General features: G+C 70.4%; 22 protein-coding genes. 19 read left to right on the top strand and 3 right to left on the bottom strand.

Going from position 1 to position 23,100, the window contains the following annotated elements:
* Positions 1 to 135, bottom strand: a complete 135-nt coding sequence (locus EXE59_RS24905; RefSeq protein WP_281280332.1) for a hypothetical protein — start codon at positions 133 to 135, stop codon at positions 1 to 3.
* 69 nt (positions 136 to 204) lie between these two features.
* On the opposite strand from EXE59_RS24905, the gene EXE59_RS20300 reads away from it, so the two are divergent.
* The 3 genes from EXE59_RS20300 to pdxS are packed head-to-tail and all read left to right on the top strand — an operon-like array spanning position 205 to position 2,590.
* Positions 205 to 981, top strand: coding sequence for an inositol monophosphatase family protein (locus EXE59_RS20300; RefSeq protein ID WP_135840515.1), 777 nt, complete (start codon positions 205 to 207; stop codon positions 979 to 981).
* Positions 982 to 990: 9 nt separating this feature from the next.
* Positions 991 to 1,614, top strand: coding sequence for a phosphatidylinositol phosphate synthase (pgsA, locus tag EXE59_RS20295; protein ID WP_135840514.1), 624 nt, complete (start codon positions 991 to 993; stop codon positions 1,612 to 1,614).
* Positions 1,615 to 1,657: 43 nt separating this feature from the next.
* Complete coding sequence (gene pdxS, locus EXE59_RS20290; protein WP_135840513.1) at positions 1,658 to 2,590, top strand: pyridoxal 5'-phosphate synthase lyase subunit PdxS; 933 nt, start codon at positions 1,658 to 1,660, stop codon at positions 2,588 to 2,590.
* A 17-nt stretch (positions 2,591 to 2,607) separates the two neighbouring features.
* Here the strand turns inward: pdxS and EXE59_RS20285 are convergent, their stop codons facing one another.
* On the bottom strand, positions 2,608 to 3,750 hold the full coding sequence (locus EXE59_RS20285) for a serine hydrolase domain-containing protein (protein ID WP_135840512.1): 1,143 nt from the start codon (positions 3,748 to 3,750) through the stop codon (positions 2,608 to 2,610).
* 45 nt (positions 3,751 to 3,795) lie between these two features.
* Between EXE59_RS20285 and pdxT the strand changes: the two genes are divergently transcribed.
* From pdxT to EXE59_RS20245, 8 genes are all read left to right on the top strand, one after another.
* The gene (gene pdxT, locus EXE59_RS20280) at positions 3,796 to 4,395 is read left to right on the top strand and encodes a pyridoxal 5'-phosphate synthase glutaminase subunit PdxT (RefSeq protein ID WP_135840511.1); all 600 of its coding nucleotides are present in this window, start codon (positions 3,796 to 3,798) and stop codon (positions 4,393 to 4,395) included.
* Positions 4,396 to 4,442: 47 nt separating this feature from the next.
* Positions 4,443 to 5,228, top strand: a complete 786-nt coding sequence (locus EXE59_RS20275) for a YebC/PmpR family DNA-binding transcriptional regulator (protein WP_135840510.1) — start codon at positions 4,443 to 4,445, stop codon at positions 5,226 to 5,228.
* 126 nt (positions 5,229 to 5,354) lie between these two features.
* A complete protein-coding gene (ruvC, locus tag EXE59_RS20270; protein ID WP_135840509.1) occupies positions 5,355 to 5,900 on the top strand; it encodes a crossover junction endodeoxyribonuclease RuvC in 546 nt (181 codons plus the stop codon).
* Positions 5,897 to 6,496, top strand: a complete 600-nt coding sequence (gene ruvA, locus EXE59_RS20265) for a Holliday junction branch migration protein RuvA (protein ID WP_135840508.1) — start codon at positions 5,897 to 5,899, stop codon at positions 6,494 to 6,496. Before ruvC ends, ruvA begins: the two co-directional genes overlap by 4 nt.
* Positions 6,497 to 6,509: 13 nt before the next feature.
* The gene (ruvB, locus tag EXE59_RS20260; protein WP_135840507.1) at positions 6,510 to 7,610 is read left to right on the top strand and encodes a Holliday junction branch migration DNA helicase RuvB; all 1,101 of its coding nucleotides are present in this window, start codon (positions 6,510 to 6,512) and stop codon (positions 7,608 to 7,610) included.
* Positions 7,611 to 7,678: 68 nt separating this feature from the next.
* Complete coding sequence (gene yajC / locus EXE59_RS20255) at positions 7,679 to 7,984, top strand: preprotein translocase subunit YajC (protein ID WP_168218616.1); 306 nt, start codon at positions 7,679 to 7,681, stop codon at positions 7,982 to 7,984.
* The gene (locus EXE59_RS20250) at positions 7,977 to 8,525 is read left to right on the top strand and encodes an adenine phosphoribosyltransferase (protein WP_135840505.1); all 549 of its coding nucleotides are present in this window, start codon (positions 7,977 to 7,979) and stop codon (positions 8,523 to 8,525) included. Before yajC ends, EXE59_RS20250 begins: the two co-directional genes overlap by 8 nt.
* 68 nt (positions 8,526 to 8,593) lie before the next feature.
* On the top strand, positions 8,594 to 10,885 hold the full coding sequence (locus EXE59_RS20245; RefSeq protein ID WP_246056936.1) for a RelA/SpoT family protein: 2,292 nt from the start codon (positions 8,594 to 8,596) through the stop codon (positions 10,883 to 10,885).
* Between the two features lie 176 nt (positions 10,886 to 11,061).
* Here the strand turns inward: EXE59_RS20245 and EXE59_RS20240 are convergent, their stop codons facing one another.
* Positions 11,062 to 12,324, bottom strand: a complete 1,263-nt coding sequence (locus EXE59_RS20240) for a DUF349 domain-containing protein (RefSeq protein WP_135840504.1) — start codon at positions 12,322 to 12,324, stop codon at positions 11,062 to 11,064.
* Positions 12,325 to 12,436: 112 nt separating this feature from the next.
* Here EXE59_RS20240 and EXE59_RS20235 point away from each other — a divergent pair, with 112 nt between their 5' ends.
* The 8 genes from EXE59_RS20235 to EXE59_RS20200 all read left to right on the top strand — a co-directional run bounded on the left by EXE59_RS20235 (position 12,437) and on the right by EXE59_RS20200 (position 23,038).
* Positions 12,437 to 13,138 carry an MBL fold metallo-hydrolase gene (locus tag EXE59_RS20235; RefSeq protein WP_135841435.1) on the top strand — a complete coding sequence of 234 codons (702 nt, stop codon included), beginning with the start codon at positions 12,437 to 12,439 and terminating at the stop codon, positions 13,136 to 13,138.
* The gene (hisS, locus tag EXE59_RS20230) at positions 13,138 to 14,568 is read left to right on the top strand and encodes a histidine--tRNA ligase (protein WP_135840503.1); all 1,431 of its coding nucleotides are present in this window, start codon (positions 13,138 to 13,140) and stop codon (positions 14,566 to 14,568) included. The genes EXE59_RS20235 and hisS overlap by 1 nt, the downstream gene beginning before the upstream one ends.
* Positions 14,552 to 16,348: an aspartate--tRNA ligase gene (aspS, locus tag EXE59_RS20225; RefSeq protein ID WP_135840502.1), complete on the top strand. Its 1,797-nt coding sequence runs from the start codon at positions 14,552 to 14,554 to the stop codon at positions 16,346 to 16,348. The genes hisS and aspS overlap by 17 nt, the downstream gene beginning before the upstream one ends.
* A gap of 175 nt (positions 16,349 to 16,523) precedes the next feature.
* The gene (locus EXE59_RS20220; protein ID WP_135840501.1) at positions 16,524 to 17,558 is read left to right on the top strand and encodes an ABC transporter permease; all 1,035 of its coding nucleotides are present in this window, start codon (positions 16,524 to 16,526) and stop codon (positions 17,556 to 17,558) included.
* Between the two features lie 94 nt (positions 17,559 to 17,652).
* Positions 17,653 to 19,428: an ABC transporter substrate-binding protein gene (locus tag EXE59_RS20215; protein WP_135840500.1), complete on the top strand. Its 1,776-nt coding sequence runs from the start codon at positions 17,653 to 17,655 to the stop codon at positions 19,426 to 19,428.
* Positions 19,429 to 19,599: 171 nt separating this feature from the next.
* Positions 19,600 to 20,610, top strand: coding sequence for an ABC transporter permease (locus EXE59_RS20210; RefSeq protein ID WP_135840499.1), 1,011 nt, complete (start codon positions 19,600 to 19,602; stop codon positions 20,608 to 20,610).
* An 11-nt stretch (positions 20,611 to 20,621) separates the two neighbouring features.
* Positions 20,622 to 21,713 (top strand): ABC transporter ATP-binding protein, encoded by a 1,092-nt coding sequence (locus tag EXE59_RS20205; RefSeq protein WP_135840498.1) that lies wholly within the window; start codon positions 20,622 to 20,624, stop codon positions 21,711 to 21,713.
* A 152-nt stretch (positions 21,714 to 21,865) separates the two neighbouring features.
* Positions 21,866 to 23,038, top strand: a complete 1,173-nt coding sequence (locus tag EXE59_RS20200; RefSeq protein WP_135841434.1) for an ABC transporter ATP-binding protein — start codon at positions 21,866 to 21,868, stop codon at positions 23,036 to 23,038.
* The last annotated feature ends 62 nt before the right edge of the window (positions 23,039 to 23,100 follow it).

The raw sequence follows: 23,100 nt of genomic DNA, 5'->3' as shown, positions 1-23,100 counted from the left end.
TCACTTCTTGCGTGGCACGATCGGGTCCGGCGTGTCGGACTTCGCAGCCGACTTGGCGTGCTTCTCCGCACGCTTCTCCTTGATGGACTTCCCGGACTTCTTGGACATGCCCTGTCGCGGCGACTTGTCGCTCATGGAGGCTCCTCAGTAGGAAGCCTGGGTGGCTCCGTCCTGCCACAGTACGCCCCCGGCTACGGTGGCCTCGTGGACGACGACTCCCGGTTGCAGCGCGACGCCGCGCTCGCCGCCGACCTCGTCCGCGAGGCCGCCCTGCTGGCCGCGCGGATCCGCGCCGAAGGGCTCGACGTCGAGCGCAAGACCAGCGGGTCCGACATCGTGACCCAGGCCGACACCGCTGCCGAGCGGCTGATCGTCCAGCAGCTCACGGCCGAGCGCCCCGACGACGCGATCGTGGGGGAGGAGGGCACGTCGCGGCCCGGCACCTCGGGTCGTACGTGGGTCATCGACCCGGTGGACGGCACCTTCAACTTCTCCCGCGGCAGCGACTGGTGGTGCAGCGCGATCGCGCTCCGCGACGAGGAGGACGTGCTGCTCGGCGCGGTCCACCACGCCGCCTCGCTCCGCACGTGGGTCGGCGGACCCGAGCTGCGCAGCACCTGCGACGGGGTGCCGCTCGGCCCCCTGCCCGACACCCCGCGCGAGGAGCGGTGCGCCGCGACCTACCTCCACCCGCCGTTCTACGGCAGCGAGGTGGGAGAGGCGTTCACCCGTGCCCTCGGGCAGGTCGGCACCCTTCGGATGCTGGGCTCGGGGACGATGGACGTCATGGCGATCGCCTCGGGCCAGTGGGACGTGCTGTTCCAGCACTCCGTGGCCGACTGGGACCGGCTCCCTGGTGCGGCCATCATCCGTGGCGCGGGCGGCGAGTCGGTCCTCGTGCCGGCGTCCGGGGTGGCCTGGACAGTCACCGGCGCCCCGGCCGCCGTGGCTGACGTCCGCGCCGCCCTGCTCGACCGGTAGCCTGCGGCCGTGCTCGATCGGTTCAAGGCCTTCTGGCAGGGCAAGATGCTCGCGCCCTTCGTCAACCTGTTCGTCCGCCTGGGCATCAGCCCCGACGTGGTGACGCTGGTCGGCACTCTCGGGGTGAGCTTCGGCGCGCTCTACTTCTTCTCCCAGGGCTGGGTCTGGCAGGGTGTCCTCTTCATCACCGCCTTCGTCTTCAGCGACCTGGTCGACGGCGCGATGGCCCGCAAGGTCGGCCGCAAGGACGACTTCGGCGCCTTCCTCGACTCCACCCTCGACCGGATCGCCGACGGAGCCCTGTTCGGGGGGCTGGCCCTCTTCTTCGCCTGGCACCGCGAGAGCCACCTCTACCTCGTGCTGACCCTCGTCATCCTGGTCATGGGCGCGGTCACGTCGTACGCCCGGGCCAAGGCCGACCACCTCGGCTACGACGCCAAGGTCGGCATCGCGGAGCGTCCCGACCGACTCGTCGGCATGCTCGTCCCCGCCTTCTTCGCCGACGTCCTCGACCTGTGGATCCTGCTCGAGGTCGCCCTCTGGGCGCTGGCCGTCGCGGCCACCGTGACCGTGGCCCAGCGCATCTGGGTCGTACGCCGCCAGGCCCTCGCGCGGGCGGCCGCCCAGGCCTGAGACCGATGCATCCTTTGGGATGAGTCAGCACTACGATCAGGGCATGGCTGAGCACACCCCCCAGACGCTTTCCGAGACGTCCTCCGAGACCCCCATCGAGCACGGCACGAGCCGCGTCAAGCGCGGCATGGCCGAGATGCTCAAGGGCGGCGTGATCATGGACGTCGTCACCGCCGAGCAGGCGAAGATCGCCGAGGACGCCGGCGCCGTGGCCGTGATGGCCCTCGAGCGCGTCCCGGCCGACATCCGCGCCCAGGGCGGCGTGTCGCGGATGAGCGACCCCGACATGATCGACTCCATCATCGAGGCCGTCTCGATCCCGGTGATGGCCAAGGCCCGCATCGGCCACTTCGCCGAGGCGCAGGTCCTGCAGTCCCTCGGCGTGGACTACATCGACGAGTCCGAGGTGCTGACCCCGGCCGACTACGCCAACCACATCGACAAGTGGAAGTTCACCGTCCCGTTCGTGTGCGGTGCGACCAACCTGGGCGAGGCGCTGCGCCGCATCACCGAGGGCGCGGCGATGATCCGCTCCAAGGGCGAGGCCGGCACCGGCGACGTGTCCAACGCGGTGATGCACATGCGCACCATCGGTGGTGAGCTGCGCCGGCTGCACAGCATGTCCGAGGACGAGCTCTACGTCGCAGCCAAGGAGCTGCAGGCCCCCTTCGAGCTGGTCAAGGAGGTCGCCGCCGCGGGCAAGCTCCCGGTCGTCCTCTTCACCGCCGGCGGCATCGCCACCCCGGCCGACGCCGCGATGATGATGCAGCTCGGCGCCGAGGGCGTCTTCGTCGGCTCCGGCATCTTCAAGTCGGGCAACCCGGCCGAGCGCGCCGAGGCGATCGTCAAGGCGACCACGTTCTTCGACGACCCCGACGTGGTCGCGAAGGTCTCGCGTGGGCTCGGCGAGGCCATGGTGGGCATCAACGTCGACGAGATCCCGCAGCCCCACCGCCTGGCCGAGCGCGGCTGGTAGCCATCAGACGCTAGCGGTCAACGCAGGGCCCGGGTCAGCACCCGCGCTGCGTCCGTGAATCCGTACGCCTCCTCGCCCGGCTGGGCGGGGAGGCCGAGGCGGACCACCATCGTCCGGGTCGTCGGGTCGACCAGCAGCACCTGGCCGCCGAAGCCCAGCGCGGCGTACAGCTCCTCCGGCGCATCCGGAGCGAGCTGGCCGGTGACCGGACGCAACGGTTGCCCCTGGGCGTCCACCGGGTCGGTGGCGCCACGCAGCGCGCCCGGGCGGTTCAACCACCACAGGTGGCCGTAGGCGGCGTTGTGCTCCGTCGACGAGCGCCCCACGGCGCCGCGTACGTAGGACCTGCCGAGCAGCCGGCGGCCGTCGACCGCGCCTTCGCCGAGGTAGAGGCGGCCGAGGCGGGCCAGGTCGAGGCAGGTGGTCCGCATGCCGTAGAAGACCGCTGCGTCGTCGGCGCGGTCGGTGACGAGCTCCGAGTGGGTCATGCCGAGCGGCTCGAAGAGGCGGTCCCGCGCGAACGCCGCGACCGGCCTCCCGGTCGCCCGCTCGAGCACGGCCTCGAGCACCTGGATCGCCGCGTTGTTGTACGCCCACGCGCTGCCGGGCGGGTACTGCTGGGGCAGCGAGACGGCGTACCTCGTGCGGCTCCTGGCCGACAGCAGCCCGGTGTAGTCCGACTCGAACGACCAGAACCGGCCGCTGTCGTTGGACAGCAGGTGGCGCACCGTCACCGCCTCCGACGCCGTGCCGCGCCACTGCGGGACCCAGCGCGAGACGCGGTCGTCGAGGCGCAGGTCGCCGTCGCGCACCGCGATGCCGACCAGGGTGGCGGTCACCGACTTGGTGATCGAGAAGACCTCGCGGGGCTCGTCGCGCGCCAGGCGCCAGTTCCAGTCGCGGGCGAGCCTGCCGTGGCGGAGCACGGCGAAGCAGGTCGAGTCCAGGCGTGCCGCCTGCGCCGCTCCCCGGCGGATCGGCGCGCCGCGCAAGCCCAGCGCGGACGGCGTACGCACGGTCCACCCGTCCACGGTCCCGGCCCTGTCGGTCGCCGGGGCGGCGCCGGCCGGGGGCGTGCTCGCGGCCACGAGCGCCAGGGCGAGGGCGGCGGCGCCCATCGTGGCCGGTCGGAGGAGGGCGGCCGGTCGGAAGGACCTCATGGGCACTGAGCCTACGGTCGGTGCCCGGTCCTAGGATCGGCGTTCGTGAACCCCGTCATCGGCGTCCTCGCCCTGCAGGGCGACGTGCGCGAGCACCTCGCCGCCCTCCGCGACCTGGGCGCCGACCCCGTGTCCGTACGCCGTCCCGCCGAGCTCGCCGCGTGCGACGGCCTCGTCATCCCCGGCGGCGAGTCGACCACCATGGTCAAGCTCGCCCGGATCTTCGACCTCCTCGAGCCGCTGCGCGAGGCCGTCCGGGACGGCCTGCCGGCCTTCGGCACCTGCGCGGGCATGATCATGCTGGCCGACCGGATCGAGGACGGCGCAGCCGGGCAGGAGTCGATCGGCGGGCTGCACATCACGGTGCGGCGCAACGCGTTCGGCCGCCAGGTCGACTCCTTCGAGGAGGACCTCCACGTCGAGGGCCTGGCCGAGCCGGTGCGCGCGGTGTTCATCCGTGCGCCGTGGGTCGAGTCGGTCGAGGGCGACGTGGAGGTGCTGGCTCGGGTCGAGGACGGACCGGCCGCGGGTAGGATCGTCGCGGTCCGTCAAGGCCCCCTGATGGCGACCTCGTTCCACCCTGAGGTCGGCAGCGACCACCGGATCCACGGCATGTTCGTGGACCTGGTGCGCTCGGCCATCTGACGTACGGCCGCGAAACTGCACCAGATCTGCGACAGATAGAGGGACTCATGTCAGGCCACTCCAAGTGGGCAACGACCAAGCACAAGAAGGCCGCGATCGATGCCAAGCGCGGCAAGCTCTTCGCCAAGCTCATCAAGAACATCGAGGTCGCGGCGAAGCAGGGCGGCGGCGACCCCGCCGGCAACCCGACCCTCTACGACGCCATCCAGAAGGCCAAGAAGAGCTCGGTCCCCAACAAGAACATCGACTCGGCGGTCAAGCGTGGCTCCGGTGCCGAGTCCGGCGGCGTCGACTACCAGGGCATCTCCTACGAGGTCTACGGCCCGCAGGGCGTCGCCTTCCTCGTCGAGTGCCTCACCGACAACAAGAACCGTGCCGCGATGGAGGTCCGCACCGCCGTCACCCGCAACGGCGGCACCATGGCCGACCCCGGCTCGGTCTCGCGCCTGTTCACCCGCAAGGGCGTCATCATGGTCCCGAAGTCGCAGGACCACGACGGCACGGTGCGTGACGTCACCGAGGACGACGTCCTCGAGGCGACCCTCGACGCCGGCGCCGAGGAGGTCAGTGACCTCGACGAGGCCTTCGAGGTGCAGAGCGAGGCCACCGACGTGGTCGCCGTCCGTACGGCCCTCCAGGGCGCCGGCATCGACTACGACTCCGCCGACGTGGAGTGGGTCGCCAGCCTCGAGATCCCGGTCGACGCCGACGGCGCCGGCAAGGTCATGCGCCTCGTCGACGCCCTCGAGGACCTCGACGACGTGCAGGACGTCTTCACCAACGTCGACATCCCGGCCGACGTGATGGCCGAGCTCGAGTCCGCCGACGCCTGAGGCGGGGCCCCTCGTCACAGCGTGCACCGCGTGTCGTACGCCCTCCCGCCCCCGCGGCGGGTTAGCGTGGCGCACGAACACATGTTCGGACGGGCAGGGCTGGCGGGTCGACGGAAGGGGAGTGGCGTGCGGGTGCTCGGCATCGATCCCGGACTGACCCGTTGCGGGGTCGGCGTCGTCGACGGCACCGTCGGCCGGCCGCTGACGATGGTCGACGTCGGCGTCGTCCGCACCAGCGCCGGCCTGCCGATCGCCGAGCGACTGGTCACCATCGAGAAGGGCCTCGACGCCTGGATCGAGGAGCACCGCCCCGACGCGGTCGCGGTCGAGCGGGTCTTCGCGCGCTCCGACTCCAGCACCATCATGGGCACGGCGCAGGCCAGCGGCATCGCGCTCGTCGTCGCCGCGCGCCGCGGCCTGCCGATCGCGATGCACACGCCCAGCGAGGTCAAGGCTGCCGTCTCCGGCAACGGCCGGGCCGACAAGGCGCAGGTCGGTGCCATGGTCGTCCGCATCCTCCGCCTGACCGAGCTGCCCAGGCCCGCGGACGCCGCCGACGCGCTCGCCCTCGCCATCACCCACGTCTGGCGCGGGGGAGCCCAGGCCCGCATCGACGCGGCCGCCGCCCAGGCCGGCCCCCGCCGCACCAGCTATCCAGTGAGGACCCGATGATCGCGTTCGTCCGCGGCGAGGTCGCCGCCGTCACCCTCAACAGCGCCGTCCTCGAGGTCGGAGGTGTCGGCCTCGAGCTCATGTGCACCCCCGGCACCCTCGCCACCCTGCGCGTCGGCAGGACGGCCACGCTGCCGACGAGCATGGTCGTGCGCGAGGACAGCCTGACGATCTTCGGCTTCGTCGACGACGACGAGAAGCAGATCTTCGAGATCGCCCAGACCGCCTCCGGCGTCGGTCCCAAGGTCGCCCAGGCGATCGTCGCGGTGATGAGCCCCGACGACGTGCGTCGCGCCATCACCACCGAGGACGTCAAGGCGCTCACCCGCGTCCCCGGCATCGGCCAGAAGGGCGCCCAGCGGATCATCCTCGAGCTCAAGGACCGGGTCGGCCCGCCGGTCGGCGTCCACCACCCGGCCGCTGCCGCGACCCCGGCGGCGCCGTGGCGCGACCAGGTCCAGCAGGGCCTGATCGGTCTCGGCTGGTCGGCCAAGGAGTCGGAGAAGGCCGTCGACGCCGTCGCGCCCGAGGCGGGCGACACGCCCGACGTCGGCGCGCTGCTGCGCGCGGCCCTCCGGACGCTGAGCAAGGCCTGAGGCGGGGCCGACGATGAACTGGGACGACACCGACGAGGACACCTACGACGAGACGGAGCTCTCCGGGGCGGAGCTCAGCCACCTCCAGCGACTCACCGACGCCGAGGCCGACGGCGACGAGCGCGCGGTCGAGGCGGCCCTGCGCCCCAAGACCCTCGACGAGGTCGTCGGACAGGCACGCGTACGCGACCAGCTCGGGCTGGTCCTCGAGGCCGCCCGCCGCCGGGGCCGCGCCCCCGACCACGTGCTGCTGTCCGGTCCGCCCGGCCTCGGCAAGACCACGCTCGCGATGATCATCGCCGCCGAGATGAGCACCCCGCTGCGGCTCACGAGCGGCCCCGCGATCACCCACGCCGGCGACCTCGCCGCCATCCTCTCCGGCCTCAACGAGGGCGACGTGCTCTTCGTCGACGAGATCCACCGGATGTCTCGTCCGGCCGAGGAGATGCTCTACATGGCCATGGAGGACTTCCGGGTCGACGTGGTCATCGGCAAGGGGCCGGGCGCCACGGCGATCCCGCTCGAGATCCCACCCTTCACGCTCGTCGGCGCCACGACCCGGGCCGGCCTGCTGCCGGGCCCGCTGCGCGACCGGTTCGGGTTCACCGCCCACCTCGAGTTCTACGAGCCCCACGAGCTCGACCAGATCGTGCACCGCTCCGCTGGGCTGCTCGGGGTGCACCTGACCGCGGAGGGCTCCGGCGAGATCGCGTCGCGTTCCCGCGGCACGCCCCGCATCGCCAACCGGCTGCTGCGCCGGGTCCGCGACTACGCCCAGGTCCGCGCCGACGGGGTGCTGAGCCTGCCGGTCGCGCAGGCCGCCCTCGACCTGTTCGAGGTCGACGAGTCCGGCCTCGACCGGCTCGACCGGGCGGTGCTCGACGTGCTCTGCCGCCGCTTCGGCGGAGGGCCGGTCGGTGTGTCGACCCTGGCCGTGGCCGTCGGCGAGGAGCGCGAGACGGTCGAGGAGGTCGCCGAGCCCTTCCTCGTCCGGATGGGCATGCTCGCCCGCACCCCGCGGGGTCGGGTCGCGACGCCGGCCGCGTGGCACCACCTCGGCCTCACCCCGCCCCCGGTGCCGACCGTCGACTCCACCCTCTTCGACGACCTGTGAGGCGGGCCTGCGGGGCCGCGTAGACTCCACGCGCTCACGCACCCCACCTCCTGAGGAGACGTACGACCGTGAACGACCTTGCCGCGCTTCTGCCCCTGGTGGCCATCCTGGCCCTCTTCTGGTTCATGGTGATCCGGCCCCAGCAGCGCCGGCAGAAGGAGGTCGTCGCCCTCCAGAACAGCATCCAGGTCGGCCAGCGCGTGATGATGTCGTCCGGCGTCTTCGGCACCGTCGTATCGCTCACCGAGGACCGCGCCCGCCTCGAGATCGCCCCGGGCACCCAGATCGAGATCGCGCGCGCCGCGATCGCGAAGGTCGACGAGCCGGTCGACCAGGCCGGGGTGGACGAGCGCGACGAGCGCGGCGATGCCTGACCGGCGCACGGCCCAGGAGGCGTTGACGCGCCTCACCGTCGACGTCCCGGACTGGCCCGAGAAGGGCGTGACCTTCAAGGACATCACGCCCGTCCTCGCCGACCACCACGCGTTCTCCGCGATCATCACGGCGCTGGCGGCGGCCGGGCGTGACGACCACGGCAACGTCGTGGTCGACAAGGTCGTCGGCATGGAGGCCCGCGGCTTCATCCTGGCCGCGCCCGTGGCCCTCGCGCTCGGCATCGGGTTCGTCCCCGTCCGCAAGGCCGGCAAGCTCCCGCGGGAGTCCCACGCGGTGTCCTACTCCCTGGAGTACGGCGAGGCCACGCTCGAGGTGCACCGCGACGGGATCGCCCCGGGCGAGCGCGTGCTGATGGTCGACGACGTGCTCGCCACCGGCGGCACCGTGGACGCGACCCGGCGTCTCATCGAGGCCTGCGGCGGCGTCGCCACCGGCGCCTCGGTGCTGATGGAGCTGTCGTTCCTCGAGCCGCGCACCGTCACCCGCGACCTCCCGGTCGCGACACTGCTCACGATCTGAGCCGGCCCGACGAGATCCCGTTCGGCGGCGACGTCCGGCAGCGCCCGGGCCGTCACTAGACTGCTCCCATGGCAGAGGACACGGTGCCCGCGCAGGAGCCCAAGGTGGCGCCCCTGACCGCGCGCGGCATGCGTGCGCGCCTCGCCCGCGTCGGTACGCGCCCCCCGTCGTCCAACCCGGTGCTGGAGCCGCTGTTCCGCGCGGTCCGCGCCAACCACCCGAAGGCCGACCTGGCGCTGCTCGAGCGGGCGTACGCCGTGGCCGACAAGTGGCACACGGGTCAGATGCGCAAGAGCGGCGACCCCTACATCACCCACCCGCTCGCGGTGACCACGATCCTCGCCGACATCGGCATGACCGAGCCGACGCTGGTCGCGGCGCTGCTGCACGACACGGTCGAGGACACCCCCTACACCCTCGACGCCCTCCGCGCCGACTTCGGCGACGAGGTCGCGCTGCTCGTCGACGGCGTCACCAAGCTCGACAAGGTCCAGTACGGCGACTCGGCGCAGGCCGAGACCATCCGCAAGATGATCGTCGCGATGTCGCGCGACATCCGGGTGCTGGTCATCAAGCTCGCCGACCGCCTCCACAACATGCGTACGCTCCGCTACGTCCCCGCCGCCTCGCAGGAGCGGTCGTCGCGCGAGACGCTCGACATCTACGCCCCGCTGGCCCACCGGCTCGGCATGAACACCCTCAAGTGGGAGCTGGAGGACCTCGCCTTCGCGACCCTCCACCCCAAGATCTACGACGAGATCGTCCGGATGGTCGCCGAACGGGCCCCGTCGCGCGACCAGTTCCTCGCCGAGGTCGTCGTCGAGATCGAGCAGGACCTCAAGGCGGCGCGGATCAACGCCAAGGTCACCGGGCGACCCAAGCACTACTACTCGATCTACCAGAAGATGATCGTCGGCGGTCGCGACTTCTCCGACATCTACGACCTGGTCGGCATCCGCATCCTCGTCGACGAGGACCGTGACTGCTACAGCGCGCTCGGCGTGATCCACTCCCGCTGGAACCCGGTCCTGGGCCGGTTCAAGGACTACGTCGCGATGCCGAAGTTCAACATGTACCAGTCGCTGCACACGACGGTCATCGGCCCGCAGGGCAAGCCGGTCGAGGTGCAGATCCGCACGTTCGCCCAGCACCGGCGCGCCGAGTACGGCGTGGCCGCCCACTGGAAGTACAAGGAGAACAGCAAGGCCGGCGTCGACACCGACCGCCTCGGCGACAAGGACGACCTCACCTGGCTGCGCCAGCTCCTCGACTGGCAGAGCGAGGTGGAGGACCCGGGCGAGTTCCTGGAGTCCCTGCGCTTCGAGATGAACCAGCAGCAGGTCTACGTCTTCACCCCGCGCGGTGACGTCATCCCCCTGCCGAGCGGTGCGACCCCGGTCGACTTCGCCTACGCCGTGCACACCGAGGTCGGGCACCACACCATCGGCTCGCGGGTCAACGGCCGCCTCGTCCCGCTGGAGTCCACTCTCGACAACGGCGACGTCGTCGAGGTCTTCACCTCCAAGTCGCCGACCTCGGGGCCCTCGCGTGACTGGCTCAACTTCGTCCAGTCGCCGCGCGCCCGCTCCAAGATCCGCCAGTGGTTCACCAAGGAGCGGCGCGAGGAGGCCATCGAACGCGGCAAGGACCAGATCGCCAAGCTCATGCGCAAGGAGGGCCTGCCCCTCACCCGCTTGATGACGCACGACATCCTCGCGCTGGTGGCCGAGCACTTCCACCACGCCGACGTGTCGGCGCTCTACGCCGCGGTCGGGGAGGGCAACCTCAGCGCGCAGGCGGTCGTACGCCGCGTCATCGACCTGCACGGCGGAGACGATGGTGCCCAGGAGGACCTCTCCGAGGGCGTCACGATCACGGGTCGCTCGCGCACGGCCACCAAGCGTGGCCCGACGGACTCGGGCGTCATCGTCAAGGGGGTCGACGACCTCTGGGTCAAGCTCGCCAAGTGCTGCACCCCCGTGCCGCCCGACCCGATCCTGGGCTTCGTCACCAAGGGCGGGGGAGTGTCGGTGCACCGCAAGGACTGCACCAACGCCTCCAGCCTGCTGGGCCAGCCCGAGCGGGTCCTCGAGGTCGAGTGGGCGCCGACGTCGCAGTCGACCTTCCTGGTCAACATCCAGGTCGAGGCGCTCGACCGGGCCCGCCTGCTGTCCGACATCACGATGGCGCTCTCCGACGCCCACGTGAACATCCTCAGCGCCACCCTCTCCACCACCCGCGACCGGGTGGCGAAGAGCCGGTTCTCCTTCGAGATGGCCGACGCCGCCCACCTCGACGGCGTGCTGCGTGCCGTACGCGCGGTGCCGGGCGTGTTCGACGCCTACCGGGTGACGTCCTGACCGACGCGCCGAGTCGGCTCGTCCTGACGTGCCCAGGGGCGCGAGTCGGCCCGTCCTGACGCCAGAACGTGGCCGAGGTGGCTCGTCATGACACGGCGACTCGACGCAGGCAGAGCGCCAGGATGCGCCGACTCGGCGGCCGGGACGCGCCAGGATGCGCCGACTCGGCGTTTGGGTCAGCCGAAGTCGGCCGCCGCCTTGCGGGCCATGTCGAGGAAGGCCTGCTTGTTGGCGAGCTCGGCCTCGAGGTCCTTCACGCGCCGGTCGTCGCCCGCTGCGCTCGCCTTGTCGAGCCTGGCCTGCGTCTCGGCGATGCCGGCCTCCAGCTTGCCGATCATGTCGTCGGCGCGCGCGGACTTCTCCGGGTCGCTCCTGCTCCACTGCTCGTCCTCGACCGCGCGGATGGCCTGCTCGACCTTCCGCATCCGGCCCTCGAGCTCCTTCATCCGGTCGCGGGGGACCTTGCCGGCGGCGTCCCACCGGTCGGCGAGGTCGCGGAAGGCCTTCTTCGCGGCCTCGAGGTCGGTGACGGGAAGGAGGGCCTCGGCCTCGACGAGGATCGCGTCCTTGACCTCGGCGTTTGCGGCGAACTCCTGGTCGAGCGCGGCGTTGGCTGCGTCCCGGGCACCGAAGAAGGTGTCCTGCGCGCCCCGGAAGCGCTGCCAGAGCTGGTCGTCGACCTCGCGCGGGGCAGGGCCGGCGGCCTTCCACTCACGCATCAGGTCGCGGTACTTGCCCGCGGTCGGACCCCACTCGGTCGAGGTGGACAGCGCCTCGGCCTCCTTGGCGAGCCGCTCCTTGACCACGCGCGCGGAGTCGCGGCGCTCATGCTCCTCGGCGAAGTGCGCCTTGCGGTGGCGGGTGTAGGTCGTGCGGGCGGTGGAGAAGCGGCGCCACAGGGCGTCGTCGGTGGCCCGGTCGAGCCGGGGCAGCTCCTTCCACGTGGCGAGCAGGTCGCGCAGGCGGTTGGCGCCGTTGCGCCAGTCGGTGCTCTCGGCGAGGCGCTCGGCCTCGGCGACCAGCTTCTCCTTCGCGGCCTTCGACTCGGCCGTCTTCTGCGCGCGCTCCTCCTTGCGGGCCGAGCGCTGCACCGCGATGACCGGGGCCAGCGCGTCGAGCCGCGCGGCGAGGGAGACGAGGTCGCCGACGGCGTGGGCGTCCACGACCTGCTCGCGCAGCGCCTTCACCGACGAGGTCGCCTCCTCCGGGGCCAGCCGTCCCGAGGCGACGCGCTGCTCGAGCAGGTGGACCTTGCCCTCGAGCTCCTCGAAGCGCTTGGTGAAGAACTCCAGGGCCTCGTCCGGCGTACCGGCCTCGTAGGACCCGACGGACCGCTCCCCGTCGGCGGTGCGGACGTAGACGGTGCCGTCCTCGGCAACCCGACCCCAGGCCGTGCCGGCCCGGGTCGCGTCGTCTGGGGACTGCTTGTCGGCGCTCATGGTCGCCCATCGTAGTCATGGCCCCGAGTGCCGTCGGTAGGCTTCCCACCGACAAGCGACGGCTGGCCGGACGGCCAGGCGACCAGTGGACGACAAGCAAGGACTGACGCCCGTGTTCATCGCCGGCTTCCCCGCCGGGCCCTGGGGGACCAACTGCTACGTCGTGGCGACGGGTCCCGGGGCCGAGTGCGTGGTCATCGACCCGGGCAAGGACTCCGCAGCAGGTGTCGACCAGGTGGTGCGCGAGCACCGGCTCAAGCCGGTCAGCGTGCTGGTGACCCACGGCCACGTCGACCACATGTGGTGCGTCGCGCCGGTCGCCGGGACCTACGACGCGACGGCGTGGATCCACCCCGCCGACCGCCACCTGCTCTCCGACCCGATGGCCGGGATGAGCCGCGAGACGACCCAGATGCTGCTCGGGGGCGACTACTCGTGGGCCGAGCCCGACGACGTACGAGAGCTGTACGACCTCGCCGAGCTCGAGCTGGCCGGCCTCCGGTTCGTCGTCGACCACACGCCGGGCCACACCGAGGGCTCGGTGACCTTCCGGTCTCCGTACCCGTCGACGGGCCCAGGGCACGCGGCTGACGTCTCCGAGGTGATGTTCTCCGGCGACCTGCTCTTCGCGGGCTCCATCGGACGCACCGACCTCCCCGGCGGCGACCACGCCACGATGCTGCGCAGCCTCGCCGACAAGGTGCTGCCGCTGGCCGACGACGTCGTCGTGCTGCCCGGTCACGGCGAGCAGACCTCCATCGGGCGCGAGCGCGCCACCAACCCGTTCCTCCAAGACCTCCGCCAGGACCACTGATGAGCAAGATCAGCCCGCTGAGCGGGTTCCCCGAGCTGCTGCCTGCCCAGCGCGCCGTCGAGCGCGAGGTCATCGCGTCCGTGTCGCGCACCTTCGAGCTGCACGGCTTCGCCAACATCGAGACCCGTGTCGTCGAGCCGATCGAGCGGCTGGCCAAGGGCGGGGAGGTGGACAAGGAGATCTACGTCCTCCAGCGCATCGCCGCCGAGCCCGACACCAAGGCGGAGCTCGGCCTCCACTTCGACCTGACGGTGCCCTTCGCCCGCTACGTCCTCGAGCACGCCGGGCACCTCGAGTTCCCGTTCCGCCGGTTCCAGGTGCAGCCCGCGTGGCGGGGCGAGCGGCCGCAGGAGGGGCGCTACCGCCAGTTCACCCAGGCCGACGTGGACATCGTCGGCCGCGACGAGCTGCCGTTCCACCACGACGTCGAGGTCATGTCGGTGATGGTCGACGCGCTCGGCCGGCTGCCGATCCCGCGCGTGTCGTTCCAGTTCAACAACCGCAAGCTCATCCAGGGCTTCTACCGGGGCCTCGGCATCGACGACGTCACCGACGCCATCCGGGTCATCGACAAGCTCGACAAGCTCCCGGCCGAGGAGGTCGCGGCGATGCTCGTGGAGCGCGTCGGCACGACGCCGGAGCAGGCGCAGCGCTGCCTGGAGCTGGCGACGATCCGGGTCGAGGACACCTCGTTCGTCGAGCAGGTCCGCGCGCTCGGCGTCACCGACGAGCTGCTCGACCAGGGCCTCGATGAGCTCGCGGCCGTCGTCGACGGTTGTCGCGCCGTGGCCGGCGACCGGGTCGGCGTCGAGGCCAACCTCCGCATCGCCCGCGGCCTCGACTACTACACCGGCACCGTCGTCGAGATCTTCATGGAGGGCTACGAGCGCCTGAAGTCCGTCGGCGGGGGAGGGCGCTACGACGCGCTCGCCAGCGACGGGCGTACGACGTACCCCGGCGTCGGCGTGTCGTTCGGCGTCTCCCGCACGCTCATCCCGCTCATCGCCGACGGCGTGCTCGAGGGCAGCCGCCCCGTGCCGAGCGCCGTGCTCGTCGCGCTCAACACCGAGGACGACCGCGCTGCCAGCACGGGAGTCGCCGCAGCGCTGCGCTCGCGCGACATCGCCTGCGAGGTCGCGCCGACCCCGGCGAAGTTCGGCAAGCAGATCCGCTTCGCGGAGCGTCGTGGCATCCCGTACGTCTGGTTCGTCCAGCCGGCCGACGACGGGGGAGTGACCCACCAGGTCAAGGACATCCGCACCGGCGAGCAGGTCGAGGCCGATCCCTCGGCCTGGACGCCACCCAAGGCCGATCAGCGGCCCACGATCGTCAGCACCGCCGGTTTCGAGGCTCCCCTGACGAGCGGACACAGCGCTCGCACCTCAACCACCGAATCAACTCCGAGGAGATCCAGTGATCCGCACCCATGACGCCGGCGCCCTGACGCTGCCTGCGCACGTCGGCCAGACCGTCACGCTCGCCGGATGGGTGGCGAGGCGGCGCGACCACGGCGGGGTGGCGTTCATCGACCTGCGCGACGCATCGGGTGTCGTGCAGGTCGTGATCCGGGACCCGGAGGTGGCGCACCCGCTCCGCAGCGAGTTCTGCCTGAAGGTGACGGGCGAGGTGGTCGAGCGCAGCGAGGGCAACGTCAACCCGCAGCTCCCGACCGGGCACTACGAGGTCGTCGCCACCGAGGTCGAGGTCCTCTCCACGTCCGACCCGCTGCCGTTCCCGATCGACGACGCGTCCGGGCACAAGGGCGGCGAGGTCGGCGAGGAGGCGCGCCTCAAGCACCGCTACCTCGACCTGCGCCGCACCGGCCCCAACGCGGCCCTGCGCCTGAGGAGCAAGATCAACAAGGCCGCACGCGACGTGCTCGACGCGCGCGACTTCGTCGAGGTCGAGACCCCGACGCTCACCCGGTCGACGCCCGAGGGCGCCCGTGACTTCCTCGTGCCGGCGCGTCTCGCGCCCGGCAGCTGGTACGCCCTGCCCCAGAGCCCGCAGCTGTTCAAGCAGCTGCTGATGGTCGGCGGCATGGAGCGCTACTACCAGATCGCGCGCTGCTACCGCGACGAGGACTTCCGCGCCGACCGCCAGCCCGAGTTCACCCAGCTCGACATCGAGATGAGCTTCGTGGACCAGGAGGACGTCATCGAGCTGATGGAGGACGTGCTCGAGGCGATGTGGGCCCAGGCCGGCCACGCCATCGAGCGCCCGCTGCCGCGGATGACGTACGCCGAGGCGATGGCGCGCTTCGGCTCGGACAAGCCCGACCTCCGGATGGGCCTCGAGCTCGTGGAGTGCACCGACTACTTCGCGGACACGCCCTTCCGGGTCTTCCAGGCCGACTACGTCGGCGCCGTCGTCATGCCGGGCGGCGGCAGCCAGCCGCGCCGCCAGTTCGACGCGTGGCAGGACTGGGCCAAGCAGCGCGGCGCGAAGGGCCTGGCGTACGTCACCATCGCCGACGACGGCGCGCTCGGGGGACCGGTCGCCAAGAACCTCACCGACGCGGAGCGCGCAGGCCTCGCCGCCCACGTCGGCGCCCAGCCCGGCGACTGCGTCTTCTTCGCCGCGGGCCCGGTCAAGAGCAGCCGTGCGCTCCTCGGCGCCGCCCGGCTCGAGATCGGCCGCCGGCTCGACCTGCTCGACGACTCGACCTTCGCCTTCACCTGGGTCGTGGACGCACCGCTGTTCGAGCCGAGCTCCGACGCGGTCGCGAGCGGCGACGTGGCGGTCGGCGCCGGCGCCTGGACCGCGGTGCACCACGCCTTCACCAGCCCGAAGCCGGAGTTCGTCGACACGTTCGACACCGACCCCGGCAGCGCCCTGGCGTACGCCTACGACATCGTCTGCAACGGCAACGAGCTCGGCGGCGGGTCCATCCGTATCCACCGCGGCGACATTCAGAAGCGCGTCTTCTCGGTGATGGGGCTGAGCGCCGACGAGGCACAGGAGAAGTTCGGCTTCCTGCTCGACGCCTTCAAGTTCGGCGCGCCCCCGCACGGCGGCATCGCCGTGGGCATGGACCGCATCGTCGCGCTGCTCGCCGGCACCGACTCGATCCGCGACGTGATCGCCTTCCCGAAGTCCGGAGGCGGCTACGACCCGCTGACCGCGGCCCCTGCCCCCATCACCGCGGAGCAGCGAAAGGAAGCCGGTGTCGACGCCCAGCCCGTGAAGGACGTCCCGCCCACGGAGTGATCTCCCGCACGTTTGCCGGGACTTCGGGGCCACCACGAGGTCAAGGCGTCGTAACGGGATCGTTACCCGTCGGTGATCATCAACGCGGCGCAGGTCACATAGAGTCCCGTCTCGGCGCAGCACCCGGGGGATCCCCGATCTGTGCCTTGACAGTCCCGAAAAAGATGGGGAGAGCATGTCGGCAGAGACCGCAGGGCCGGAGACGCTGGGCTCGTTGAGCGACGAGCCGGAGCACCAGGATCCCAACAGCCAGAAGGCCAAGGAGATCTCCGGCAAGTCGCCGATGCGGATCGCGCTGGGCCGTCTGGCCAAGGACAAGATCGCCGTCGTCTGCGCCGTGGTCGTGCTGTTCTTCGTCATCTGCGCGGTCTTCGCCGGCACGATCAGCAACATCTTCGGCGTGAGCCTGGAGACCCCGCTGGCCTCCGAGCGCGTCGACGGCCTCAACAACGGTCTGCCGAAGCCCGAGATGGGTCCGCCCACCGGTCCGTTCACGTGGGACCACCCGATGGGTGTCGCGCCCCGCACCGGTGAGGACAACCTGGCCTACTGGCTCCACGGGTGCCGGATCTCCCTGATGATCGCCTTCGTCGCGACCATGATCGCCAGCACCGTCGGCGTGATCGTCGGCCTGCTGGCCGGCTTCCTGGGCGGCGCGGTCGACAAGGTCCTGTCGTTCTTCATCGACATGTTCCTGACGATCCCGTTCCTCCTCGCGGCCCTCACGCTCGCGCCGATCCTCAACGACCGCTTCAACACCTCCGCGAACTACGGCACGATCCAGAAGTTCAGCCTCGTCATGGTGCTGGCGTTCTTCGGCTGGATGGGCACGGCCCGCCTGATCCGCGGCGAGGTCCTCGCGCTCCGCGAGCGCGAGTTCGTCCAGGCGGCCCGGGTGATGGGCATGCCGACCTCCCGCGTCCTGTTCAAGGAGCTGCTGCCCAACCTCGCGGCTCCGATCATCATCAGCGTCTCGCTGATGCTGCCGGCCTTCGTCGCGCTCGAGGCCGGCCTCGCCTACCTCGGCATCGGTGTCACCGACGGTGTGTCGTGGGGCCAGACGATCTTCAAGGCCGCGACCCCGACCTACTTCCGCGAGTACCCGCAGTACCTGTGGCAGCCGCTGCTCGGCATCGTCGCGCTGGTGCTGTCCCTCAACCTGCTGGGCGACGCCGTGCGCGACGCCCTCGACCCCAAGACCCGCCGCTGAGCCACGCCAGGCCCATCGCACGCGACCCGCGGGTCCCACGCACGTCGCCGGAGACGCCGTCCTCGGTGAGAACAAGAAAGAAAGGCTGGACAGCATGAAGCGGAACAAGCCGCTCGCACTCGTTGCTGGTGCCGCCCTCCTGACGCTCGCTGCCTGTGGCGGCGGATCGTCGGAGGATGGCGGTTCCAACGGCTCGGGTTCGGACCGAGAGTTCGGCGACCAGGAGGGGGGCACCAAGGACGCAGAGCGTCAGGGCCCCGCTGCTGACGTCGAGGGCGCCACCCCGGGCGGGACCATCACGGTCTACCTCCCCGGTGACCCCGGTCCCGACTCGCTCGACCCCACCGGTGGATGGTCGGTCACGGGCAACTCCATCCAGCAGGCGCTCACGAGCCGCTCGCTGACCCAGTACGTCCGTGACGAGGAGGGTCAGCCCGTGCTGGTCCCCGACCTCGCCACCGACCTCGGCACCCCCAACGAGGACTTCACGGAGTGGACCTTCACCATCCGTGAGGACGCCACGTGGGAGGACGGCAAGCCCGTCACCGCCGAAGAGGTCGCGTTCGGCATCTGCCGCTCGCTCGACTCCGAGGCGTTCCCGTCCGGTCCCGGCACCGAGTACTCCAAGCACTACTTCGCTGGTGCCGAGGAGTACGAAGGCCCCTACACCGGCAAGGACCCCAAGTGCGAGGCCTGGGACGGCATCTCCGTCGACGGCCAGGACATCACCATCTCGATGTCCGTCCCGTTCCCGGACATGGACTACTGGGGCGCCTTCATGGCGATGGGCCCGGCTCCGCTCGGCAACGCCTCCAAGCCGCCGAACTACGGCAACAAGCCGCTCTCCAACGGCCCCTACAAGGTCGAGAGCTACAAGCCCAACGAGGAGCTCGTCCTCGTGAAGAACGACCAGTGGGCCGCTGAGTCCGACCCGGGTCGTCACCAGTACGCCGACGAGTTCGTCTTCAAGTTCAACCAGGACCAGGCCAAGGTCGACGAGATCATGCTGTCGGACAACGCCGACAGCCAGACCGCCGTCTCCACCAGCCTCGGCTCCGACAAGTACAACGACGCGAACAGCCAGCTCGGCGACCGCCTCGTGCAGCAGACGTCGCAGTGTGTGTCCACGCTGACGCCTGACTACACCAAGATCACCGAGATCGAGGTCCGCAAGGCCCTGGCCTACGCCTACCCCTACGAGGACGTCTGGATCGCCGGCGGCGAGGTTCCCGGTGTGACCCGCGTCCCCGCGAACTCGATCATGCCCCCCGGCATGGCCGGCAAGAAGGACTTCCAGGTCGACGGTGAGCAGATCACCTACGACCCGGAGAAGGCCAAGGAGCTGCTCGCCGAGGCCGGTTACGGTGACGAGCCCTACGAGATCACCATGGTCTACTACGAGGTCGACCCGCTGGCCGTCGCCACCCAGGACCAGATCACCAAGGGCTTCGAGGCCTCCGGCTTCAAGGTCACCGCGATCCCGGTCCAGGACTCGCCGTACAACATCTGGCTCGACCCCGACAACAAGGTCAACAAGAAGCTGAACCTCCGTGGCGTCAACTGGTGCTCGGACTGGCCGGCCGGCTCGACCATGCTCCCGCCGCTGCTGAAGGGCGAGGCCGTCTACAACACCGCGTTCTTCGACGAGCCGTCGATCAACGAGGAGATGGACGCCATCAACGAGCTCCCGCTCGAGGACCAGGCCGCTGCCTGGGGCGACCTGGACGAGAAGATCATGACCGAGTACTTCCCGATCATCCCGACCGCGTTCCGCAACGACCTGTTCGCCTTCGGCACCAAGATCGGCAACCCGACGGGCGATGGCTCGATCGGTGCGCCGAACTACAAGGACCTGTACGTGATGCAGTGATCCTGGTCGCCCACCGGGCTCGGGCCCGGAGCACCACGTAGTACCCCAGTAGCACGACACTGACGGGTGGGGGCTCCCGAACAACGGGAGCCCCCACTCGGCAGCCCGGACCCAGTAGGCTTCCTGCCTCGGAGGTCCGACTCATCCACCATCCCCGGAGAGTGACCAGCGATGTTTGCCTATGTCGTGAAGCGCCTGATCTCGGGAGTCCTCGTCGTGGCCCTGGTCTCGATGGCGATCTTCCTGCTGTTCTGGTACGGACCGTCGAGCCCTGCGCAACCGATCTGCGACCGCGAGACCAGCAACAGGTGCACCCCCGCGCGACTCGAGGTCTACGAGCGGACGCTCGGCTACGACAACCCCGTCTACGTGGAGTACGGGAAGTTCGTCGAGGGCGTCTTCAGCGGCCGCAAGATCATGATCGCCTCCAGCGAGTACGAGTGCGCCGCGCCGTGCCTCGGCGTCAGCTTCCGCACCAAGCAGCCGGTCAAGGAGGAGCTGGTCTCGCGCATTCCCGCGACCTTCTCCGTGGCCATCGGCGGTGCCTTCCTCTACCTCCTCTTCGGCATCCCCATCGGCGTCGCCGCCGCGAGACGGCGCGGCACCGTGGCCGACAAGGCCCTGGTCTCGAGCTTCCTGTTCATCAGCTCGATCCCCTACTACCTCTTCGCCCTGCTGACCTGGCTCTACCTGACGATCACCTTCGAGGTGCCGCTGTTCAGCGACACCGGCTACTTCTCGATAGGCGAGAACGGTCCGTTCAAGTGGTTCAGCGGGTTGTTCCTCGCCTGGGTGGCGCTCGGCATCTTCGGCTGCACCCAGTACACGCGTTTCACGCGCGGAGCGATGGTCGAGGCGCTGAGCGAGGACTACATCCGCACCGCCAAGGCCAAGGGCCTGCCCGCGCGGACCATCGTCTACAAGCACGGCCTGCGTGCGGCCTTGGTGCCGGTCGTGACGATCTTCGGCATCGACTTCGGCACCCTGCTCGCCGGCACGATCTTCACTGAGCGGATCTTCGAGATCCAGGGCATCGGCTGGTGGGCGCTCGAGGCCGTCCAGGGTCGTGACCTTCCCGTCGTGCAGGCGACCGCGCTGTTCAGCGCCGTCATCCTGATCATCTCCAACCTGCTCGTCGACGTTGTCTACAGCGTCCTCGACCCGAGGGTGAGGCTTTCGTGACCAGCGTTCCCATGACCCAGTCGAGTGCCGCCGCGGCGGCCGCCGAGACCGACGGTCCCTTCCTCCAGGTCGAGGACCTCAAGGTCACCTTCCCGACCGAGGACGGCCCGGTCACCGCGGTGCAGGGCCTGTCCTACTCGGTCGAGAAGGGCAAGACGCTCGGCATCGTCGGCGAGTCCGGCTCCGGCAAGTCCGTGTCGAGCATGGCCGTGATGGGCCTGCACGACGCCAAGTCGGCGCAGATCTCCGGCTCCATCCGCGTGGGTGGCACCGAGGTCGTCGGGTTGAGCGAGTCGCGGATGCGCGGCCTGCGCGGCAACGCGATGGCGATGATCTTCCAGGACGCCCTCGCCGCGCTCCACCCGTTCTACAAGATCGGCGCGCAGCTCGAGGAGGCCTACCTCGTGCACCACTCGAGCGCGTCCAAGCGCGACGCCCGCCGCAAGGCGATCGAGATGCTGGACCGCGTCGGCATCCCGCAGCCGGACCGGCGCGTGGACGACTTCCCGCACCAGTTCTCCGGCGGCATGCGCCAGCGCGCGATGATCGCGATGGGCCTCATCAACGACCCGTCGCTGCTGATCGCCGACGAGCCGACCACGGCGCTCGACGTGACCGTGCAGGCGCAGATCCTCGACCTGCTCCAGGACCTCCAGCGCGAGTTCAACTCCGCGGTCATCATCATCACCCACGACCTCGGCGTCATCGCCGAGATGGCCGACGACGTCCTCGTGATGTACGCCGGGCGATGCGTCGAGTTCGGCACCACCAAGCAGATCCTCACCACGCCCGAGATGCCCTACACGTGGGGCCTGCTGTCCAGCGTCCCCGACGTGTCGTCCTCGACCGACGCCCGGCTGATCCCCATTCCCGGCAACCCGCCCAGCCTGCTGCGGCCGCCGCCGGGATGTTCCTTCCACCCGCGCTGCGTGCACGCCGACAAGGTCCCCGGTGACCTGTGCAGCACCCAGCTCCCCGAGCTGCTGCCGGCCAGCTCGGGCACGGCCCATCTCAAGCGCTGTCACCTCGCGGACCCGGTCGGGGTCTACCAGTCCGAGGTGCTGCCCGAGATCGCCCCCGAGCTCCTCGAGGAGACCCGATGACCCAGGACCCCAACGCCCGAGCCGAGGTCGAGCCGACCGACGTCGGGGCCAACGCCGCCGAGACCGGCGACCGCCAGCTCGGTGGTGGCCGAGACGTCGTCACCGACCACGAGGTCCAGGTCGACGCGCTCGACTTCGCGAGCGTCGCCGAGATGGGCCACACCGCGTCCGAGCTCGACCCCGACGCTCCCGCGGTGCTCACCGTCGACAACCTCAAGATGTACTTCCCGGTGAAGTCGTCGGGCATCGTGCGCCGGACCATCGGGCACGTCCAGGCCGTGGACGGCATCTCGTTCGAGGTGCCGCAAGGAGGGTCGATCGGCCTGGTCGGCGAGTCCGGTTGCGGCAAGTCGACCACCGGCCGCCTGATCACCCGGCTCTACAAGCCGACCGGCGGCTCGATGATGTTCGACGGCAAGGACCTGGCCAAGCTCTCCAACAAGGAGATGAAGCCGCTGCGCCGCGACGTCCAGATGATCTTCCAGGACCCCTACACCTCGCTCAACCCGCGCCACACGGTCGGCACGATCGTCGGTGCGCCGCTCGAGGTGCACGACGTGGTCCCGAAGAACAAGGTGCTCCCGCGCGTCCAGGAGCTGCTGGAGGTCGTCGGTCTCAACCCCGAGCACTACAACCGCTACCCCAACGAGTTCTCCGGCGGCCAGCGCCAGCGCATCGGCATCGCCCGGGCGCTGACGCTCAACCCCAAGCTGCTCGTGGCGGACGAGCCGGTCTCCGCGCTCGACGTGTCGATCCAGGCCCAGGTCATCAACCTGCTGCAGGACATCCAGTCCGAGTTCGACGTGGCGTTCCTCTTCATCGCCCACGACCTCGCCATCGTGCGCCACTTCTGCCCCGAGATCGCCGTGATGTACCTCGGCAAGATCGTGGAGATCGGCGACCGCGAGACGATCTACGGCAAGCCCCACCACCCCTACACCCAGGCGCTGCTCTCCGCGGTGCCCGACGTGAAGCAGGCGGCTGTCGGTGGTCGCCGCGAGCGCATCCGTCTCGAGGGCGACGTGCCGAGCCCGATCAACCCGCCGTCCGGCTGCCGGTTCCGCACGCGTTGCCAGTTCGCCCAGGAGATCTGCGCCAAGGTCGAGCCGCCGCTGCTGCAGATCGGCAAGCGCCACAAGGTCGCGTGCCACTTCGCCGGTGAGCTGGGTGCCCACCCCGCCACGCCGGTGACGACCGACCTGCTGGGCGTCGATGACCAGGGCAGCCCGGTCCCCGGGGCCGTGCCGAGCAACACGCAGCTCACGATCCCCGGCTACGAGAAGACCTGGTACGACCTCAAGACCAAGCAGACCACCGGGGTCTGATGAGGACCCCCGACGACGTCGGGGGATACTCACCGACGTGGACGGCTTGTTCGAGATCGAGG

This window comes from Nocardioides eburneiflavus (assembly GCF_004785795.1).
GTDB lineage: Bacteria > Actinomycetota > Actinomycetes > Propionibacteriales > Nocardioidaceae > Nocardioides > Nocardioides eburneiflavus.
This window is presented reverse-complemented; position numbering and strand designations above follow the sequence as displayed.

Bases quoted from the DNA above. Each gene is read 5' to 3' on its own strand.
- EXE59_RS20240 (WP_135840504.1), bottom strand. From the start codon at position 12,324: ATGAGCGCCGACAAGCAGTCCCCAGACGACGCGACCCGGGCCGGCACG.
- EXE59_RS20285 (WP_135840512.1), bottom strand. From the start codon at position 3,750: ATGAGGTCCTTCCGACCGGCCGCCCTCCTCCGACCGGCCACGATGGGC.
- ruvA (WP_135840508.1), top strand. From the start codon at position 5,897: ATGATCGCGTTCGTCCGCGGCGAGGTCGCCGCCGTCACCCTCAACAGC.
- EXE59_RS20220 (WP_135840501.1), top strand. From the start codon at position 16,524: ATGTCGGCAGAGACCGCAGGGCCGGAGACGCTGGGCTCGTTGAGCGAC.
- EXE59_RS20215 (WP_135840500.1), top strand. From the start codon at position 17,653: ATGAAGCGGAACAAGCCGCTCGCACTCGTTGCTGGTGCCGCCCTCCTG.
- EXE59_RS20275 (WP_135840510.1), top strand. From the start codon at position 4,443: ATGTCAGGCCACTCCAAGTGGGCAACGACCAAGCACAAGAAGGCCGCG.
- EXE59_RS24905 (WP_281280332.1), bottom strand. From the start codon at position 135: ATGAGCGACAAGTCGCCGCGACAGGGCATGTCCAAGAAGTCCGGGAAG.
- EXE59_RS20205 (WP_135840498.1), top strand. From the start codon at position 20,622: ATGACCCAGTCGAGTGCCGCCGCGGCGGCCGCCGAGACCGACGGTCCC.
- EXE59_RS20245 (WP_246056936.1), top strand. From the start codon at position 8,594: ATGGCAGAGGACACGGTGCCCGCGCAGGAGCCCAAGGTGGCGCCCCTG.
- EXE59_RS20250 (WP_135840505.1), top strand. From the start codon at position 7,977: ATGCCTGACCGGCGCACGGCCCAGGAGGCGTTGACGCGCCTCACCGTC.
- hisS (WP_135840503.1), top strand. From the start codon at position 13,138: ATGAGCAAGATCAGCCCGCTGAGCGGGTTCCCCGAGCTGCTGCCTGCC.
- ruvB (WP_135840507.1), top strand. From the start codon at position 6,510: ATGAACTGGGACGACACCGACGAGGACACCTACGACGAGACGGAGCTC.
- EXE59_RS20200 (WP_135841434.1), top strand. From the start codon at position 21,866: ATGGGCCACACCGCGTCCGAGCTCGACCCCGACGCTCCCGCGGTGCTC.
- pdxS (WP_135840513.1), top strand. From the start codon at position 1,658: ATGGCTGAGCACACCCCCCAGACGCTTTCCGAGACGTCCTCCGAGACC.
- EXE59_RS20210 (WP_135840499.1), top strand. From the start codon at position 19,600: ATGTTTGCCTATGTCGTGAAGCGCCTGATCTCGGGAGTCCTCGTCGTG.